Source organism: Pseudomonas sp. HP_08, assembly GCF_055284095.1.
Map to the genome: position 1 here is coordinate 64,203 of NZ_JBTOQC010000003.1, position 17,691 is coordinate 81,893.

The following is a 17,691-nucleotide window of genomic DNA, read 5'->3' on the forward strand; positions in this document are numbered from 1 at the left end:
AGATGTCGGAGTTAAACACAGAGTTGTACCGAATCGCACTATAATGCCCATCGGTCTTACTAGAGCCTGACAATGCCGGATTCATTAGCGCACGCCCCGAACAAACCTCGCCGTCTCGCGGAATCTCTGGTTGAACGCTTTGCGCAGCGCATGCGCGATGGCACGCTCAAGCGTGGCGAAAAAATGCCCACCGAAGCACACATCATGCAGACCGAAGGGGTCAGCCGCACGGTAGTGCGCGATGCCCTGTCACGCTTGCAGGCGGCAGGTCTGGTCGAGACCCGTCACGGCGTCGGCACCTTTGTGCTCGACATGCCTGCGCCCGAGGGCTTTGCGATTGGTCCTGCAACGATTGTGCAGTTGTCGGATGTGCTGGATTTGCTGGAATTTCGCCTGAGCCTGGAAGTGCAGGCCGCTGGCATGGCCGCCGAACGCGCCACCCCGCAAGCCCTTGCAGAGGTCGAGCATGCCCTGAAGGCGTTGTTGCAGGGTCCGGAAAAATCCGGCAGTACCACCAATGCCGACTTTCAGTTTCACCTGCAGATCGCCAAGGCTGCCGGCAACCTGTACCTGATCGACATCATGAAGCACCTGGGGACCAAGCTGATCCCGCGCACCCGGATGAATTCGGCCTATATCGGCCAGACCAACCGCAGCACCTACCTGGCCGGGATCAACCTGGAACATCAACAGATCTTCGACGCCATTACCAGCCGGCAGGTGGATGCGGCGCGTGCGGCCATGTATTTGCATCTGAGCAATAGCCGCATGCGCCTGCGCGAGGCGCAACAAGTGCAAGCGTTTTACCGCGAGTGAAACAGGCTCGCCTGCTTCACTCGGGTTTTGGCTCTACGTTGCGAAAGGTCAGGCCCTGGCTGTTACTGACCTGCCATGGCGACGCCTGACCGGTTTCGCTGAAGCGCACGTTGTCGAAGCGTGAATCCTTCAGGCCATTGATCTTCGCCACGGCCGGGCCGCTGAAGCGTACGCGCTCGAACACCAACTGTTGATGGTAGGCATCGTGCTCGCTGTCGCCCTTGACCTCAATCGCGGTGTTGGCGTTTTCCACCGTCACGTCGCTGACCCGTACATCGCGGAACTGGCCGGGAATGGTCGAGCGCTGGTAATCGAGCTTGGCGTTGGGGTCGTGGTAATCGAGGGTGAAGATAAAAGCCTGCTTGACGGTGTTGCGAATCGCCGAATCACGGAAGGTGATGTTGCGCGCGCCGCCGCCCATGAAATTGGTGCTCTTCATGCGCAGGCCGGCATCGGTGCCGTCGGACACATTGTCTTCAGCCACGATGTTCTGAATCCACGCCCCGGTATGACTGCCGGCAACGACCATGCCGTGGCCCTTGCGGAAATAGTTATTGAAGATCCACGCATCTTCCTGGGGCTTTTGCTTGACGGCATCGGCGCCGGTGCCGGCTGCGAAGTTGACGCAGTCGTCGCCGGTGTCGAAGAAGTTGTTGAACACCATGGCGCCGCGACTGTTGGCGAACTCGATGCCGTCGCCGTTGTTGGCGTCGTAGGTCTTGTGCGTGGTGTTGGCCATCACCACGTTCTCGGTTTCCAGGTTCATGATGCCGTGGTACGCCGGGTTGAGCACGGTGAAGCCGCCGTAGAAGACGTTCTTGACGTCGCGCAGGGTGATCAGCGACGAGCGCATCTGGCCGTAGGCGTCCTTGACGTTCAGGCCCTCGGCCACTGCGCGTTCGACCTGGGCCTTGGCCAGAATGCCGTCCTGCATATAGCGGGTGTTGTCGCTGGGCAGATAGAACGGCAGCGACTGGCCACGCTCGTCGACGACATCGGCCTTGCGCTTCCAGCCGTTGCCGTCGATGGTGCCCTTGCCGACGATGCGGATGTTCTCGAACGCCTGGTGCTTGCGCGGGTCACGCGGCAAGGCGTTGATCAGCGAGGCCGGGCGCACGGTGGTGGAATACGGGTACTGGATATAACCGTCGCGCGGGTAATCTTCGGCGCGCTCGGAGCCAAGCAGGGTCGCGCCCTCGGCGATTTCCAGGGTCATGTTGCTCTTGAGGTACAGCGCGCCACTCTTGTAGGTGCCCGCCGGCAACAGCACCTTGCAGCCGGCGGTGCAGGCGTCGATGGCGGCCTGGATCGCGGCGGTGTCCAGCGTGCTGCCGTCGCCCTTGGCGCCATGCTTTTTCACATCGAACAACGCCGGCACCGCCGTGGTTCGCTGCACGACGGTGGCGCTGTCAGCCGACTCCTTGCCGTCGCGGCCCACCGAACGCACCGTGAAGCGGTACTCGGTGTCAGGCGCCAGGCCTTGCGCGGTGAAGCTGTGAATGGAGATACGGTGATGGAAGTTGCGCGTGTCCTGCTCGTAGAAGCGGTCGATATAGGGCTTGGCCGGCGACACCTGGTCATTGTTGGCATTGCTGGCGCCCAGCAGCTTGCCATTGGCGTACACGCGGTAATCCTGGATATCGGCGTGGCCGGCCGGTTTTTCCCAGACCAGAATGATCTGTTGATCGTCGTAGGCAAGCGTGGGCACCTGCACCTTGACCGGCGCTTCCAGCGCCAGCAGCGGCAGGCTGAAACCCATGAGCAGCGCGGCAAAGGCCGATTTAGCCAGCGGGAAACGGGGCAGCGTTACAGCAGGGTGTACAGAGGGCATGGGGTCTTCCTTGTTATTGTATGAATCGTTGCAACGGTGGGGTTGACGCAGCGGGGTCAGGCCGACAACCCGGCCTCTTCGAGGTACTGGCTGCGGTTGACGAAGGTCGCCTTGGGCATTTCCCGTACATCCATGGATAGCGCCTCGACCGTTGGCAACAACGCCACCAGTGCCGCCACGGTGGCCGAGGCCAGGCTGCGTTGTTGCTCGGCGCTGCGGCCGGCGAACAGGTACAGCGCGACATGGACGAAATCGTCCTGCGTGTCACCGCAGCGGTAATGGGCAAAGGTGTTCAGACGCACCTTGATATCGCCCGGCTTGAACACGCCAAAGGCGTCCAGGGCATCGTGTACGGTGGCCAGCAGTACGTGCTCGCCCACTTGCCGGGCCAGGCTGACGGGACAATCGATGATGCAATGCGGCATAGCGTTTTTCCTTGAGTGATGGGGCAAGACTACAAGCGAAAGCGCGCGACCGACTCACGCAAATGCGGGGCGCTGCGCCAGCGCTGGTCTGGCTGGCAATGTTGCTGATCGCACAAGCAGACCCAGTACGGCACACGACACCATAAGCGTGAGTCGATGATGGAGCTTCATTACGCCTTCCTGTGCGTTTGAACGGGTTGCGAAAGCGACACCCGCAGTCCTCCTGCGGGCAGCGTGCTGATCAGGTCCGCAGACTTGAAAAGCACGACCCGTCAGGTCGACAAGAACAGTTTGCTGAAACTGCCGGCAATCAGACCGCAGCGCGCGGTGACTCGGCGCTGAAGTCGCGGCTGGCTTGTACCAGCATGCGCGTGTAGTCGTGGCTGGCGAGGTCCTGGCTCAACGCCTGGCTGTCGAGGCGCTCGACGATGCGGCCCTGCTGCATCACCGCGACCTTGTCGCACAGGTGGCTGACCACGCCCAGGTCGTGGGTGACCATCAGGTAGGTGAGTTTCTCGCGCTGGCGCAGGTCCGACAGCAGGTTGAGGATCTCGGCCTGCACCGACACATCGAGGGCCGAAGTCGGCTCATCGAGCAGCAGTACGCGCGGTTCCAGAATCAGGGCACGGGCAATCGCCACGCGCTGGCGCTGGCCACCCGACAACTGGTGCGGGTAGCGGTAGCGGAAGCTGTCGTTGAGGCCGACCTTGAGCAGGATGTCGTTGATGCGGTCATCACGCTCGTCCATGCCGTGGATGGTCAGCGGCTCGCGCAATGCCGTGTCGATGGTATGGCGCGGGTGCAGCGAACCATAGGGATCCTGGAAGACCATCTGCACCTTGCGAAAGTGGTCCTTGGGGATCTTGTGCTGCAGCGGCACGCCGGCAATGCTCAGCGCCCCGCTCCAGTGCCGGTACTGGCCGGCCAGGCAGCGCAGCACGGTGGTCTTGCCGGAGCCCGACTCACCGACCAGGCCGAACGACTCGCCGTCCTCGACGCTGAGGTTGACGTCGTGCAACACCTGATTGAGTGCAGGCCCTACGCCGAAGCTCAGGTTCAACGATTGTGCTTGGATCATGGACATGTCAGTTACCTCAGGCGGTGAGCCATTGCGGGTCGCGTTGCAGCACCGGCAAGCGCGGGCGGCGGTTGTCCATGCTGGGCAGGGCAGCCAGCAGGCCTCGGGTATACGGGTGTTCGGCGTATTGCAGGTCGCAGGCGGCCAGCGACTCGACCACACGGCCCGCGTACATCACCAGCACGCGGTCGCAATAGTTGCGCACCAGGTTGAGGTCGTGGCTGACGAAGATCAGCCCCATCTGCTGCTCGACCACCAGCTCTTCAAGCACGTTGAGCACCTGCTGGCGCACCGACACATCGAGGGCCGAGGTCGGCTCGTCGGCGATGATCACCTCAGGGTTGGTGATCACCATCATGGCGATCATGATGCGCTGGCCCATGCCGCCGCTGACTTCATGCGGGTACAAATCGTAGACGCGCTTGGGGTCGCGGATGTGGACCTTCTCCAGCATCAGCAGCACCCGGTCGCGGGCTTCGGCACGGCTGGCCTTGTGGTGCGCCAGGTACGCTTCGGCGATCTGGTCGCCGACCTTGACCACCGGATTGAGCGAGTACTTGGGGTCTTGCATGATCATCGAGATGCGCTGGCCACGAATCTTCTGCATGGCCTTTTCGCTGGCGTTGAGCAGGTCGACATCGCCGAACTGCAAGGCCTTGGCGGTGATCTGCGTGCTGCCGGGGTGCAGCTTGAGCAGGCTGCGGCCGACGGTCGACTTGCCCGAACCGGACTCACCGACGATGGCGAGTTTCTCACGGCCCAGGGTGAACGACACATCGCGGACCGCGTGCATTACTTTCTTGCCGTTGACGAAACGCACATTGAGCGAATCGACATTGAGTTTGATCGTCGACATAAAGCCTCCAGTTATTCGCTGCGCGGATCGAGGATGTCCCGCAGGCCATCGCCCAACAGGTTGAACGCCAGGCTGACCAGCATGATCGCGCCACCCGGCACGGCCACCAGCCACCAGCACTCGAGCATGTAGCGACGACCGGTGGAAATCATGGCGCCCCACTCGGGCAGCGGCGCCTGTGCGCCAAGGCCCAGAAAGCCCAGGGCAGCGGCGGTGAGGATGATGCCGGCCATGTTCATGGTCAGGCGGATGATTACCGACGACATGCACATCGGCACGATGTGCTTGAGGATGATGCGGGTCGAAGACGCGCCTTGCAGCTCGACCGCAACGACGAAGTCGGCCTTGCGCAGCGACAGGGTTTCAGCCCGTGCCAGACGCGCGATCGGTGGCCAGGAGGTCAGCGCGATGGCGACCACCGCATGCTCAAGGCCAGGGCCGAGGGCGGCGATGAAGGCCAGGGCCAGGACCAGGCTGGGGAACGAAATGAAGATGTCGGTGATGCGCATGAACACCGTGTCGACAATGCCGCCGAAGTAACCGGAAACAGTGCCGATGAACAGCCCGATGGGGCCGACGATGATGGTCACCAGGGCAATGATGTACAGGGTGATGCGCGAGCCGTACACCAGCCGGCTGAAGATGTCGCGACCGTATTCGTCAGTGCCGAACCAGTGGGCGGAGCCTGGCGCCTGCAAGGCACCGGCAAGGTTTTGCACCACCGGGTCGTGGGTGGCAATCCACGGCGCGAAGGCCGCGACCACCACCAGCAGCAACGCCACCAGCAATCCGGCGAGGGTCATCGGGTTGCGCAACAGGTGGTTGAGCACCCGCAGGCTGCTCTTGTACAGCGCTTCCATACTGGAAGCGGGCGTGTCGGCCTTTGGCTTAACGGCTGATTCGGTAGAAGACATGTTGGCAATCATCGGCATGCTCTCGATTTGAAATCATGGCCACCCAAAGCGCCCGCAGGCGCCCGGGGCGGTGTTCAGCGTTGTTTGTAGACGCCCAGGTAGCGGGTCGCTTCGGCGTCATCGCCGGTGAAACCCTTGACGTCCACCGCGCTGACGGCGGTGTCGGTCATTTGCGAGACGATCATGATCGGGCCAACGTCCTGGTCGTACAGCTTCTGCACCTGGTGGTACATGCTCAGGCGTTTGCCGGCGTCACGCTCCACGCCCAGCTGGTCGATCAGCTCGTTGATCTGCTGATTGAAGAACGACGCGCGCCAGCCCTGGAAGTTGGGCAAGCCTGCGTTGTCGCTGTTGTCGGGGTTGTAGACGAAGGTGCGCAGGCTGAAGTACGGGTGCGGATAACGCTCGGCACCACGGGCCACGATCATCTCGAAGTTACGGGCGCGCATGGCGCCGTAGACCTGGTTACCGGTGCCGGTGACGATGCTCGCCTTGATCCCGCCTTCGGCCAGGGTCGACTGCATGCGCGCTGCAATATCAATGAACGGCGGCTCGGACAAGGTGCGGATGGTGGTGCTGAAGCCTTGCGGGTAGCCAGCTTCGGCCAGCAACGCCTTGGCCTTGGCCACGTCCATTTTGTAGCCAGGGTCGGGCAGGCGCGCTGCCAGGCCGAGCTGCATCGGTTGCTGGTTGAGCGTGCCGTAGTGCGGCATGACCTGCTCGTCCAGGCCTTTGTAATCGATCAGGTTGCGCACCGCTTCACGGACTTTCTTGTTGGCAAATTCCGGCTGCTTCATGCTCATGGCCACGTAGTACATGGTGCCGCGTTGCAGCGGCTGGACCTGCAGCTTGTCGGAGCTTTCGATGGCCTTGATGTCGGGCGCGGCCATGCCGTAGGCCAGGTCGAGGTCGCCGCGCTCCAGCATCAGGCGCAACGATTGCGACTCGGTCATGTGCCGCACCAGCACCCGCTTCATTTTTGCAGGGCCGCCCCAGTAACCGTCGAAGCGGGTCAGCACCAGTGAGTCGTTGGCGCTCCATTTGGTCAGGGTGAACGGGCCACTGCCGGCTTCGTTGGTGACCAGCCAGGCGGCGCCCAGGTCGCCGTTTTTCTCGTGTTTCAACGCTTGCACGCGGTCGACGATCACGGCGCTCGGCGAGACCGCCAGCGAGTCGATCATCAGCAGCGGATCGGTGGGCTGAGGCAGGTCGACCACCAGCGTGTGCGTGTCGGTGGCACGGATCAGCCTCTGAATATTCTCGGCGCTGTAACCGTAGGCTTTCCAGGTCGTGGCCAGGCCGAAGTTGAGCTTCATGACCCGGTACAGCGACCAGGCCACGTCTTCGGCGGTCAGCGCATTGCCGGAGTGGAACTTGACGTCGGTGCGCAGGTGAAAGGTGATCTGCTTGCCGTCGTCACTCACGGTCCAGCGCTCGGCCAGCTGTGGCAGGTGCTTGTCGGGGCTGCCGTTGTCGCGCTTGATCAGCGTGTCATACAGGTTGGCGTTGACGCCTGAGGCATCCAGGCCCGGTGCGTTGGCAGGGTCGATGGAGAACAGGTTGACCATGCTCATGCCGACGATCAACTGGTCGGCCGGGGTCTTGGCCTGCGCCGCGGCTATCGGGCCCAGCGCCAGGATCACCCCTAGCAGGCTCATGCGCAGGGTCGGAAATACAGTCTTCATGTGAACGTCCTTCTTTTTATAGTTATTCGTGGTGTTCGCGCAGCCCTCCTGGGCTAGCGGGTCCTTGGGTCGAACACTTTGTACAAGGCATCGCTGATCAGGTTGAGGGCGACAAAGATCAGGCCGATCACCAGTACGCATCCCATCACCGCGTTCATGTCACCCAGCATCAGGCTGCTGGTCAGGTACTGGCCAAAACCGGGCCAGGCAAACACGGTCTCGATCAACACTGCACCTTCGAGCAGCGAGCCGTAGGCCAGGGCGACGACGGTGAGCAGTTGCACGAGGATGTTGCGAAACGCATGGTTCCAGACCACCTGGCGCCGCGACAGGCCTTTGACCCTGGCAGTGATGATGTATTCCTGCGACAGCTGTTCAAGCATGAAGCTGCGGGTCATGCGGCTGATGTAGGCCACCGAGTTCAGGCCCAGAATCAAGCCCGGCAGGACGATGTGGCGCAGCGCACTGGAAAAGGCATCCCAGTCGCGGGCAAGGGCGGTGTCGATCAGCAACAGGCCGGTGACGTCGGGCACCATGCCGTCGTAGGCCAGGTCGATACGCCCTGCTCCGCCCGCCCAGCCAAGCCAGGCGTAGAAGATCAGCAGGCCCATCATGCCGACCCAGAAAATCGGTGTGGAATAGCCGAACAGGGTGATCACCCGCGCCACATGGTCGCCGATGCGTCCCTGGTTGCTGGCGGCGATCACGCCCAGCGGCAAGCCGATGACGATACCGAACAGAATGGCCAGGGTGGCCAGTTCGATGGTCGCCGGGAACACCCGGCGGATGTCATCCAGTACCGGGTGACCGGTGAGCAGCGCGTTGCCGAAATCACCGTGCAGCAAATCGCTGAGGTACATCCCGAACTGGGTCCAGATCGGTCGGTCCAGCCCCATCGAGCGGTACACCTGGTCATAGGTGGAGCTGTCGGCGTCCGGGCCGACCACGGCCAGCACCGGGTCCAGCGGCATGACCCGACCAATGAAGAACGTCAGCGCCAGCAGACCCAGCAAGGTCACCAGAACGGTGCTTGCCCGGCGGGCAGTTCCGGACACGCGGGCGCCCAGAACAGAGGCAGTCGAAAGAAACATAACAGGCTCCTGAGATAGCTTTACCAATCACCGAGGTGTAAGGGGCGCGCACGCCCCTCTGCCACTCAACGCGACTTGTAGACGTCTTTATAGCGGGTGGTGGCCGCGGTGTGGCCCTGATAGTTCTGAACGTCGTGATACAGCACCACGGTGTCCGTCATCTGCGACACCGGCATGATTGCGCCCACTTGTTCGTCCAGAAGCTTCTGAACCTGCTGGTACTGCGCCAGTTGCTGGGCCTTGTCGGGCTCGACTTCAGCCTTTTCGATCAGGCTGTTCAACTCCGGGCTGTAGAACGAGGTGCGCCAGCCCTGGAAGTTGCTCAGCTTGGCTTCGTCGCGGTTGTCCGGGTTGTACACCAGCGTGCGCAGGCTTGAATGCGGATGCCGCTCGGCACCGCCACCGCCGCGCCCGACCATGATGTCGAAGCTGCGCTCACGCATGGCGCCGTAGATCTGGTTGCCGGTGCCGGTGATGATGGTCGCCTGAATGCCGGCCTGGGCCAGGGTCGATTGCAGGCTGGAGGCAATGTTGATGAACGGTGGCTCGGTGAGCACGCGGATGGTGGTCTTGAAGCCGTCGGGGTAACCGGCTTCGGCCAGCAGCTTTTTCGCCTCGGCCACGTTCAGGGTGTAGCCCGGATCATCCAGGCGCGCCGGCAGGCCCAGCGGCAGCGGGCGCTGGTTGATCAGGCCGTAGTGCGGCATTACCGTCTGGTTGATGCCTTGATAGTCGATCAGCGAACGGACGGCCTTGCGTACGCGGGCATCGTCATACGGCTTGTTCTTGACGCTCAGGGCCACGTAATAAAGGGTGCCGCGCTGCACGGTCTCGGCACGCACCTTGTCGGATTTCTCCAGCGCGGCGATGTCGGGTGCGGACATGCCCTTGGCCAGGTCCAGGTCGCCGCGCTCGACCATCAGGCGCAGCGATTGCGACTCGGTCATGTTGCGCATGACGATGCGCTTGAGCTTGGCAGGGCCGCCCCAGTAACCGTCGAAACGGGTCATCAGGATCACGTCGTTGGCGCGCCAGTCATTGAGAATGAACGGGCCGCTGCCGGCGGCATGGGTGGTCAGCCAGGCGCCGCCCATGTCATCGCCCTTCTGGTTCTTTTGCACGACCTTGCGGTCGAGAATGAACGCGCTTGGCGAGGTGGCCAGGGTGTTGAGCACCAGCATCGGGTCGGTCGGGCGAGGCAGTTCGACGACGAAGGTGTAGTCGTCGGTGGCGCGCATGTACTGGGCCACGTTGCCGGCGGTGAAGCCGTAGGCTTTCCAGGTCGAGGCCAGGGCGAGGTTGAGCTTGAGCACCCGCTGCAAGGACCAGGCGACGTCTTCGGCGGTCAGCAGGTTGCCGGACTGAAACTTGACGTCCTTGCGCAGGTTGAAAGTCAGGGTCTTGCGGTCGTCGCTGATGGTCCAGCTCTGGGCCAGGGCCGGTTGCAGGATGTCAGGTTGCTTGACGTCCTGTACCAGCAGCATGTCGTACAGGTTGGCGTTGACTTCGGACACATCCAGGCCGGTGGCGGCAGCCGGGTCCAGCGACAGCAGGTTGATCATGCTCATGCCGACGATCAGCTGATCGGCAGGTGTCTTGGCGAATGCAGCAGGGACTGAGGTCATCGCCAGCGATGCGGCAAAAACCCCCGCCCAGAATTTGGGGAGAACGGTCATGTGAGATAGCCTTTTTATAGTTATTGGACTCTCGGGCGGCACGCGATGGCGCGTGCCGCCATGCACGAATCAGTAGCTTTGTAGCGTGTTGGTTTCCACGAAGTTGAAATCGATGTCTTCGCCCAGGCCCGGCAGGTCGGACAGGTGTACGAAGCCGTCCTTGTCCATCGGGTCGACCAGGCGCGTGAGGTACGCCGGCACTTCGTCATAGTCCAGGAACGGGTGCAGCAGGCCGCGCTCGTACCAGGTGCAGTTCTTGATGGCGCCGACCACGGCGAGGTTCGCCGCACCGTTGCCGTGGATCTCGCAATCCATGCCGAACGACTCGGCCATGTGCGCCACTTTAAGGCACGGGGCGATACCGCCGACACCGGCGACACCGGCACGCAGGATGTCGCAGACATCGTTCTTCACCCAGCTGGCACGGCTGAGGTGTTTGCCGCCCAGGCTTTCAGGGCCCAGGATCGGGATATCCAGTTGCCCCGCCAGCCAGGCATAGGACTCGGCGGAGTCTTCCATCATGGGTTCTTCGAACCAGGCGAAGTCGAGTTTTTCCAAGGCGCGGCCGATGGTCAGTGCTTCGGTGCGGCTGTACCAGTGATAACCGTCGATCATCAGCGCGATGTCGGGACCGACGGCTTCACGGACGGCGGCGCAGGCCTTGATGTCCATGCTCACGCTTGGCGCGAACGAGACCGGCGGCATCCAGGTGTGCAGTTTGATTGCCTTGTAGCCGCGCTTGACCAGGGTCTCGGCGAAGCGGCCGTATTCTTCAGGGGTCGACAGACCGCCTTCCAGCTCGTCACCGCACATGGTCGAACCGTAGGCCGGAACCTTGTCGCGATAACCACCGATCAGCTTGTGTACGGGCAGGTTCAGCTTGCGCCCGGCCCAGTCCCACAGTGCCTGTTCAACCAGCGCCAGGGCGCGGTCGGTCAGCTGGCTGGCGCTGCCACGCTGCCAGTGCGCCAGGTCGTGCCAGATTTTTTCACGGTCGAATGCATTGGCACCCACCAGCACTTTGCGTACGAAGTTATCCAGCACATAAGGGCGGATGAGTTCCGGGGCACCCAGTGCATAACCTTCGTTGCCGCATTCGGTCTTGATCCGCAGCAAGGCCATCTTGGCCTGGGTCACATCGCCCGGGTGGGCATGGCCGGCGCTGTCGACAGCGCGGCGGGTTGGGTAGGAAAACACCTGGACGTTAACAGCAGTAATGATCATGGACGTTGAGCCTTTTTCTTGGATTTATGGCCGGTGTGTCGTGCCGTGAGAGCGATCCTACGTCATCATACAACGTTTGAAAAGCACCCCCCGCAAAACTTTTAAAGAGGGAGTTTTCTACGCTTATCCCTCTCATCAACCCACCGATCAAATCACTAACACCCCCTGAAAACACTGATATAGAGCCATCAATACAAGTGATATGACAACATTTCAATAAATCGTAGACAACTGAAAAGTCGTACGATAACTTATTTGGAAATTCACCACGGAGCCCGCCTACCCCTCTACACACCCGATAGCCGCACACGCCTCATACCGACCTCAACAACAACAAAAAAAGAAGATCGCATGAACACTACACTCCGCAACCTGATTGCTGTCAGCGCACTAGGCCTTTCCTTCTACGCTTGTGCAGACTCAGCCAGTATCAACTACCGCCACGGCTTCACCGAAGACGACAGCATCCACTCCGACCGGATCAAGCTCAGCTACCGGATGGACAATGGCCTGGGGCTTGCCGCCGAAATCAAATACAGGACGGCCGGCGACCGCGAAGACGTCGCTTACGACAACATGGTTAACAACGGCCATGAATTCACCGCGGACTACAACTACAAGTTGAGTGCCAATTCGTCGCTGCAGCCGGCGTTCCAGATGGACAGCGGCAAGGATTTCACCACCTACAAATTCGGCATGAAGTACAACTACAAGATCACTGATGAGTGGTACGTCGCCACCCGCGTGCGCTACGACGCCAAAAGCCTCGACCGCGACCAGATCGATCGCAGCAAGGATGACCGCGCCAAGGACAACCAGAACACCACCCGTCTGGAAGGCTGGCTGGGTTACACACCCAAAGGCCCGTGGGGCTTCGAGTATCAGTACATCTATTTCGATACCGACTACATCCGCTACGACAACAAGAAGAGCGACTACGAACAGAACCTGATCGTGCGCTACAGGATCAACAAGCAGTGGCAGCCGTTCATGGAAGTGGGCGACATCAAAGTCAGCTCCACCACCGATGACCGTCAGGCCCGCTGGCGCCTGGGCATCCAGTACAACTTCTTGTAATACCCCGCTACCGGGCAGCCTCAAGTGCTGCCCGGCTGTGCTTTCATCAAGCAAAGGCACCCGCCATGACCACGAAAAAACCCTTCAATCGCCTGCTGTTGACCGGCGCCGCCGGTGGACTCGGGCAGATCCTGCGCGAAACGCTGCAAGCCCATGCCAATGTCGTGCGCGCATCCGACATCAGTCCGATGGCGCCGCCTGCCGGCGATCACGAAGAAGTCATCAGCTGCAACCTGGCCGACAAGGCCGGCGTGCTTGCACTCGCAAGCGACGTGGACGCCATCGTGCACCTGGGCGGGATTTCTACGGAGCGCGCCTTTGAAGAGATTCTTGAGGCCAATATCCGCGGCACCTTTCATATTTATGAAGCGGCGCGCAAACACGGGATCAAGCGGGTGATTTTCGCCAGCTCCAATCATGTCACCGGCTTCTATCCACAGACCGAGCAGCTCGATGCGCACTCGCTGCGCCGCCCGGACTGCTACTACGCATTGTCCAAGTCGTACGGCGAAGACCTGGCGACGTTCTATTTCCACCGCTACGGCATCGAAACCGTCAGCCTGCGCATTGGCTCTTCATTTCCTGAACCCCGCAACCTGCGCATGCTCAGCACCTGGCTGAGCTACCAGGACCTTGCGCACCTGGTAGAACGCGCCCTGCTCGCCGAAAACGTTGGCCACACCGTGGTGTATGGCGTTTCGAACAACCGCGATTTGTGGTGGAACAACCGCTACGCGGCGCACTTGGGCTTCAACCCGCAGGACAGCTCGGAGCAGTTTCGCAGCAAGCTGGAAGCGCAGCCGGCCTCGACCACCGACGACCGCACCGCCGGCCTGCAAGGTGGCGCCTTCACGGCGGCGGGTCCTTTCGGCGACTGAGGCCTTGCAGGCCGCCAGGCCGCTATTGCCTTGAGAATCGCTGCGCCATCACCTGTAACAAGTGATCATCTTTTCCCGCCGCCCCAATCACCTGCAGCCCCACCGGCATGCCCCTCACCTGCCCCACCGGCAGGCTGATCGCAGGCAGGCCGGTGAGGTTCCAGGCGCTGGTATGACTGAGCACGGCAGCGCGCACATCGATGTCCTGCTCGCCAACCCGCACCTCGCGCGCATCCACCGCTGTCGCGGTGATTGGCACGCTGGGCGAAACCAGCACGTCAAAGCGCTCGAACAGTTGCGCCATCAAAGCCTTGAGTCGCACCTGACTGGCCTGGGCACGAATGTATTGCCAGCCCCTGACCTCACGCGACAACACGAGGCGCTCGCGCACCTCTTGCTCGAACATCTGCGGTGCATGCTGCATGCGCTCGGCGTGTACATCGTAGGCTTCGGCACGTTGCAGCATCAGCAAGGTGTCTTTCATTTCGGCCGACAGCCGTTGCAGGTCGTCGACCGCTTGCAGCCCCTCGCCAAACAGCTGTTGCGCCGCCTGGTACACCTCGCGCTCCACCTCTACGTCGACCGGGCCGAAGCTACCGGAAGTGATCCAGCCAACCCGCAGCGGTCGGCTGTCGACCAACGGCGCGCACGCCCGCCCGGCGATGACCTCGAACAACAGGCGAGCATCCTCGACCTGGCTGGCGATCGGGCCGACGTGATCCAGGCTCGACGCCAGCGGGAACACGCCCGCAAGCGGCACGCTGGCAAACGACGGCTTGAAGCCGACCGCGCCGCACAATGCCGCCGGAATACGGATCGACCCGCCGGTGTCGGTGCCCAGCGCCAGCGGCACCATGCCGCTGGCCACCGCCGCCGCACTGCCGGCGCTGGAACCGCCAGTGATGCAACGGGCATCCCAAGGATTGCGCGCGGCGCCCTGCAGTGAGCGGTCGCCCGTTGGCCCGTAGGCAAATTCATGCGTCAGGGTCTTGCCGACGATAACCGCGCCCGCCTCACGCAACCGCTTCACGCATTCGGCATCGTGCTCGGGCCTGAAACCCGCAAAATGCGCCGAGCCGTAGGTGGTGACATAGTCGAACGTATCGATGTTGTCTTTGACCGCCACCGGAATACCTTGCAACGCCCCCCTGTCCTGACCGCGCTCGAACAGCTCATCGGCCTGGCGCGCCTGCGCCAGCGCCACGGGCGCATCGACGCAAACGAAGGCGTTCAACAGCGGATTCAGGCGTTCGATACTATCAAGAGCCGCCTGCGTCAGTTCGACACTGGTCAGGCTGCCCGCGCGCAGGCGCCGGGCCAGCTCGACGACCGACTGACCGAAAAAATAACCAGCGTGAGCAGGCTTCACAAAATTCATACAAACAACTCCATCAAACCGTTGCAGGCAAAGGGGAAGGCGCAACGTTGCGCGCACCGGGACGCACCATCAGCATCGCGCTCATGCCCAGCGCCGTGGCGACCGCCGCGGCCACGAACATCGACGAGTAGCCGTAGCGTACGGTCAGGTAGCCGGTCAGCATCGGCGCGATAAACGAGGCGGTGTTGGCAATGAAGTGCGTCATGCCGCTGTAGGCGCCGACCCGGTTCGACGGCGCGGTGTCGATCACCACCGCCCAGTACACCGAGTTCGGCAGCGCATTGAGCGCATTGGCCACGGTCATCAGCGCAATCACGCCCCACACTGTCTCGGCCTGCGAGACCAGGATGAAACACAGCGTGGTCAACAGCAGGCAGGTCGCGGCCAGCCAGCTACGCGCCACTTTCAGGTTGCCGGTACGGCGCAGCAGCAGGTCGGAGATCTTGCCGCCCAACAACACGGTGAAGCAGGCGCCAGTCCACGGGATCATGCCCATGTACCACAGCGACGACAGGTTGTAGTGAAACTCGTCCTGTAGGTATTTGGGGGTCCAGGTCAGCAGCAGAAAGGTCACGTACACGAACGAGAAGTAACCGACAGCGTTGAGCAGCAGGTCCTTGTTCTTGAAGAAATGCCACACCGGTGTAACGCGGGCATCAGGTGGCGAGGCGTGAGCTGACGCGGCACGCTCCTGACGCAGGAACTCACGCTCGGCCTTCGACATGCGCGGGTTTTCATCCGGGGTGTTGGTGAAGCGTGTCATGAAGAAAATCAGCAGCGCCAGGCTGACCACGCCAAGCACCACGAACATGCTGCGCCAGTCGCCGGTCAGGGTTTGCAGACCGACCGCCACCGGCGCCGTCAGCAGCGCGCCGAGCGGTGTGCTCAACAGACCGACCGACACCACGAAACCCCGCTCTTTGGGCGTGGCCCAGTTGGCGACGCTCTTGTTGATCACCGAATAAGCCGGACCTTCGGCAAAGCCGAACAAGACACGAATGGTGGCGAACCCCGCCATGGCCGAGCCGCCCATGAACGCAAGCCCAAGATCACCTGCAAACGCAGTGGCGATCTCGAAGATCGACCAGGCCGCACCGGCGATCAGCCAGATGCGCTTGGCACCGAAACGGTCGGCCAGAATGCCGCCGATCAGCGCGCCGAGAATGTAGCCGTAACCGAAGAACCCCAACACATTGCCCCAGTCAGCCTTGTCGAAGCCGTACTCGGGAAGAATGCTCGCCGAGGCGTAGGAAATCGCGCCGCGGTCAATGTAGTTGAGCAATGCCATCAGCATGATCAGGAAGAAAATCTGGTAGCGGAAACGCGGGATAGCGGGACTGTTCATAGGATCTGACTCTTCAAATGATGGCAGAAGTCAAAAAATCGGCCGCGTCCGGCGTATTTTTATTTTTTTACCCAAACGTTTGGGTTGTCGAAATGTAGAGTCTGGAAAAGTGTTAGTCAATCGTTTGGGTAAAGATTTATATCGAGGGCCCGCGCAGCGATTGGGATAGAATCGCGCGCAGGAAAACAGACGGTTGGAAGCCTCTCAGACATGCCGAATCAAGCTCGCCCCGCCACACTGAAGTCCATGGCGACCACGCTGGGGATACACGTTTCCACGTTGTCCCGGGTACTCAATGGCGACCCGGCAGGCGTCGAGCGAGCCGCTTCGGCCGAGGTGGTAGCGCGCATTCGCGCGCTGGCCAAAGAGCTGGACTATCAGCCGAACACGCAGGCATCCAACCTGAAATTGCGCAAAAGCCAGGAGATCTGCGTGCTGATGCCGCGCCTCACCGACCTGGTGATGGCGACCATTTACGACAGCATCGACAGCGCCGCCGAACAAGCGGGCTTTCACACGTTCGTCTCCAACACCGACGACCAGCCGGTGCGACAAATGGCGCGCGCCGAGCACGCCTTGCGTCGCTCGGTGGCCGGGCTGATCGTCGGTGACTCGCACGTGGGTGAAAACCAGCCACTGCTGGACTTGCTACAGCGCAAGCACATTCCCTATGTGCTCGTCAGCCGCCAGATTGCCGGCCACCTGATGGCGGGCAGCGACGACGAATTGGGCGGCTGGCTGGCGGCCGAGCACCTGTATCAGCAGGGCTGCCGCGATGTGGCGATACTGGCAGGCGAACGGCATGCTTCCACCGGCGCAGACCGCACCCGCGGGTTCATCCGCTACTACCGCGAAAAAGGCATCACACTGCGCCCGGAGTGGATCCTCAATGGTCCCTTCGACAGCCTTACCGGGCACCGGCAAGGCGAACACCTGTTGGGGCTCAACCCTGCCCCGCAGGCGTTTTTTGCGGTCAACGACTTCCTCGCCATCGGCCTGATGGGCGCGGCGCGCGACAAGGGACTGGAGCCGGGCAAGGACATTGCCGTGGTGGGCTTCAACGACACCCCGCTGGCCAAAGAACTTTTTGTGCCGCTGACCAGCGTGCGCCTGCCATTGGCGCAAATGGGCGTGCATGCAGTGGAACTGCTGCAAAAGCGCATCAAGGGCGAGCCCGCTGAGTCGATCATTCTCGCGCCGCAATTGCAGGTGCGAGCGAGCTCCGCCATGAAGGGCCGAGGTCTGAAGCAGTGATGTCATTGCGACATTAATCGAAAAAAATCGTTCTCGAACTGTACAAAAATATACTTTTGTACAAGTAATTTGAAAGTTATTAGGATCCCCTCCACGCAGCGTCCGACATGTCTAGCCACATAAGAACGCTGTCGGCCAGAAAGCCGGAAAAGGCTCGGCCGCA

General features: G+C 61.6%; 15 protein-coding genes. 4 read left to right on the forward strand and 11 right to left on the reverse strand.

Annotated elements, in window-relative coordinates; translation table 11 throughout:
• Nucleotides 1–72 precede the first annotated feature (72 nt).
• On the forward strand, nt 73–816 hold the full coding sequence (locus tag ACYAS9_RS04335) for a FadR/GntR family transcriptional regulator (RefSeq protein WP_463567090.1): 744 nt from the start codon (nt 73–75) through the stop codon (nt 814–816).
• Between the two features lie 16 nt (nt 817–832).
• Here ACYAS9_RS04335 and ACYAS9_RS04340 read toward each other — a convergent pair whose 3' ends face one another.
• The 9 genes from ACYAS9_RS04340 to ACYAS9_RS04380 form a co-directional block, all read right to left on the reverse strand.
• Nucleotides 833–2,647, reverse strand: a complete 1,815-nt coding sequence (locus ACYAS9_RS04340) for a glycosyl hydrolase family 28 protein (RefSeq protein ID WP_463567091.1) — start codon at nt 2,645–2,647, stop codon at nt 833–835.
• Between the two features lie 56 nt (nt 2,648–2,703).
• Nucleotides 2,704–3,072 carry a 5-carboxymethyl-2-hydroxymuconate Delta-isomerase gene (locus ACYAS9_RS04345; RefSeq protein WP_463567092.1) on the reverse strand — a complete coding sequence of 123 codons (369 nt, stop codon included), beginning with the start codon at nt 3,070–3,072 and terminating at the stop codon, nt 2,704–2,706.
• 310 nt (nt 3,073–3,382) lie between these two features.
• Entirely contained in the window at nt 3,383–4,156 is a 774-nt protein-coding gene (locus tag ACYAS9_RS04350; protein WP_463567093.1) for an ABC transporter ATP-binding protein, read from the reverse strand.
• Nucleotides 4,157–4,166: 10 nt separating this feature from the next.
• Nucleotides 4,167–5,006 (reverse strand): ABC transporter ATP-binding protein, encoded by an 840-nt coding sequence (locus ACYAS9_RS04355; protein WP_463567094.1) that lies wholly within the window; start codon nt 5,004–5,006, stop codon nt 4,167–4,169.
• Between the two features lie 11 nt (nt 5,007–5,017).
• Nucleotides 5,018–5,932, reverse strand: coding sequence for an ABC transporter permease (locus ACYAS9_RS04360; protein ID WP_463567095.1), 915 nt, complete (start codon nt 5,930–5,932; stop codon nt 5,018–5,020).
• Nucleotides 5,933–5,994: 62 nt separating this feature from the next.
• Nucleotides 5,995–7,605, reverse strand: coding sequence for an ABC transporter substrate-binding protein (locus tag ACYAS9_RS04365; RefSeq protein ID WP_463567096.1), 1,611 nt, complete (start codon nt 7,603–7,605; stop codon nt 5,995–5,997).
• Between the two features lie 53 nt (nt 7,606–7,658).
• Nucleotides 7,659–8,696 carry an ABC transporter permease gene (locus tag ACYAS9_RS04370; protein ID WP_463567097.1) on the reverse strand — a complete coding sequence of 346 codons (1,038 nt, stop codon included), beginning with the start codon at nt 8,694–8,696 and terminating at the stop codon, nt 7,659–7,661.
• A 65-nt stretch (nt 8,697–8,761) separates the two neighbouring features.
• Entirely contained in the window at nt 8,762–10,372 is a 1,611-nt protein-coding gene (locus ACYAS9_RS04375; protein ID WP_463567098.1) for an ABC transporter substrate-binding protein, read from the reverse strand.
• Between the two features lie 69 nt (nt 10,373–10,441).
• Nucleotides 10,442–11,596, reverse strand: a complete 1,155-nt coding sequence (locus ACYAS9_RS04380; protein WP_463567099.1) for a mandelate racemase family protein — start codon at nt 11,594–11,596, stop codon at nt 10,442–10,444.
• Nucleotides 11,597–11,947: 351 nt separating this feature from the next.
• Here ACYAS9_RS04380 and ACYAS9_RS04385 point away from each other — a divergent pair, with 351 nt between their 5' ends.
• Together ACYAS9_RS04385 and ACYAS9_RS04390 are read left to right on the forward strand one after the other, a co-directional pair.
• Complete coding sequence (locus tag ACYAS9_RS04385; protein ID WP_463567100.1) at nt 11,948–12,673, forward strand: oligogalacturonate-specific porin KdgM family protein; 726 nt, start codon at nt 11,948–11,950, stop codon at nt 12,671–12,673.
• Between the two features lie 65 nt (nt 12,674–12,738).
• On the forward strand, nt 12,739–13,551 hold the full coding sequence (locus ACYAS9_RS04390) for an NAD-dependent epimerase/dehydratase family protein (protein ID WP_463567101.1): 813 nt from the start codon (nt 12,739–12,741) through the stop codon (nt 13,549–13,551).
• A gap of 22 nt (nt 13,552–13,573) precedes the next feature.
• Here the strand turns inward: ACYAS9_RS04390 and ACYAS9_RS04395 are convergent, their stop codons facing one another.
• Both ACYAS9_RS04395 and ACYAS9_RS04400 read right to left on the reverse strand, forming a co-directional pair.
• Nucleotides 13,574–14,929 carry an amidase gene (locus tag ACYAS9_RS04395; RefSeq protein WP_463567102.1) on the reverse strand — a complete coding sequence of 452 codons (1,356 nt, stop codon included), beginning with the start codon at nt 14,927–14,929 and terminating at the stop codon, nt 13,574–13,576.
• 13 nt (nt 14,930–14,942) lie between these two features.
• On the reverse strand, nt 14,943–16,274 hold the full coding sequence (locus ACYAS9_RS04400) for an MFS transporter (protein WP_463567103.1): 1,332 nt from the start codon (nt 16,272–16,274) through the stop codon (nt 14,943–14,945).
• Nucleotides 16,275–16,484: 210 nt separating this feature from the next.
• On the opposite strand from ACYAS9_RS04400, the gene ACYAS9_RS04405 reads away from it, so the two are divergent.
• Entirely contained in the window at nt 16,485–17,528 is a 1,044-nt protein-coding gene (locus ACYAS9_RS04405; protein WP_463567104.1) for a LacI family DNA-binding transcriptional regulator, read from the forward strand.
• The last annotated feature ends 163 nt before the right edge of the window (nt 17,529–17,691 follow it).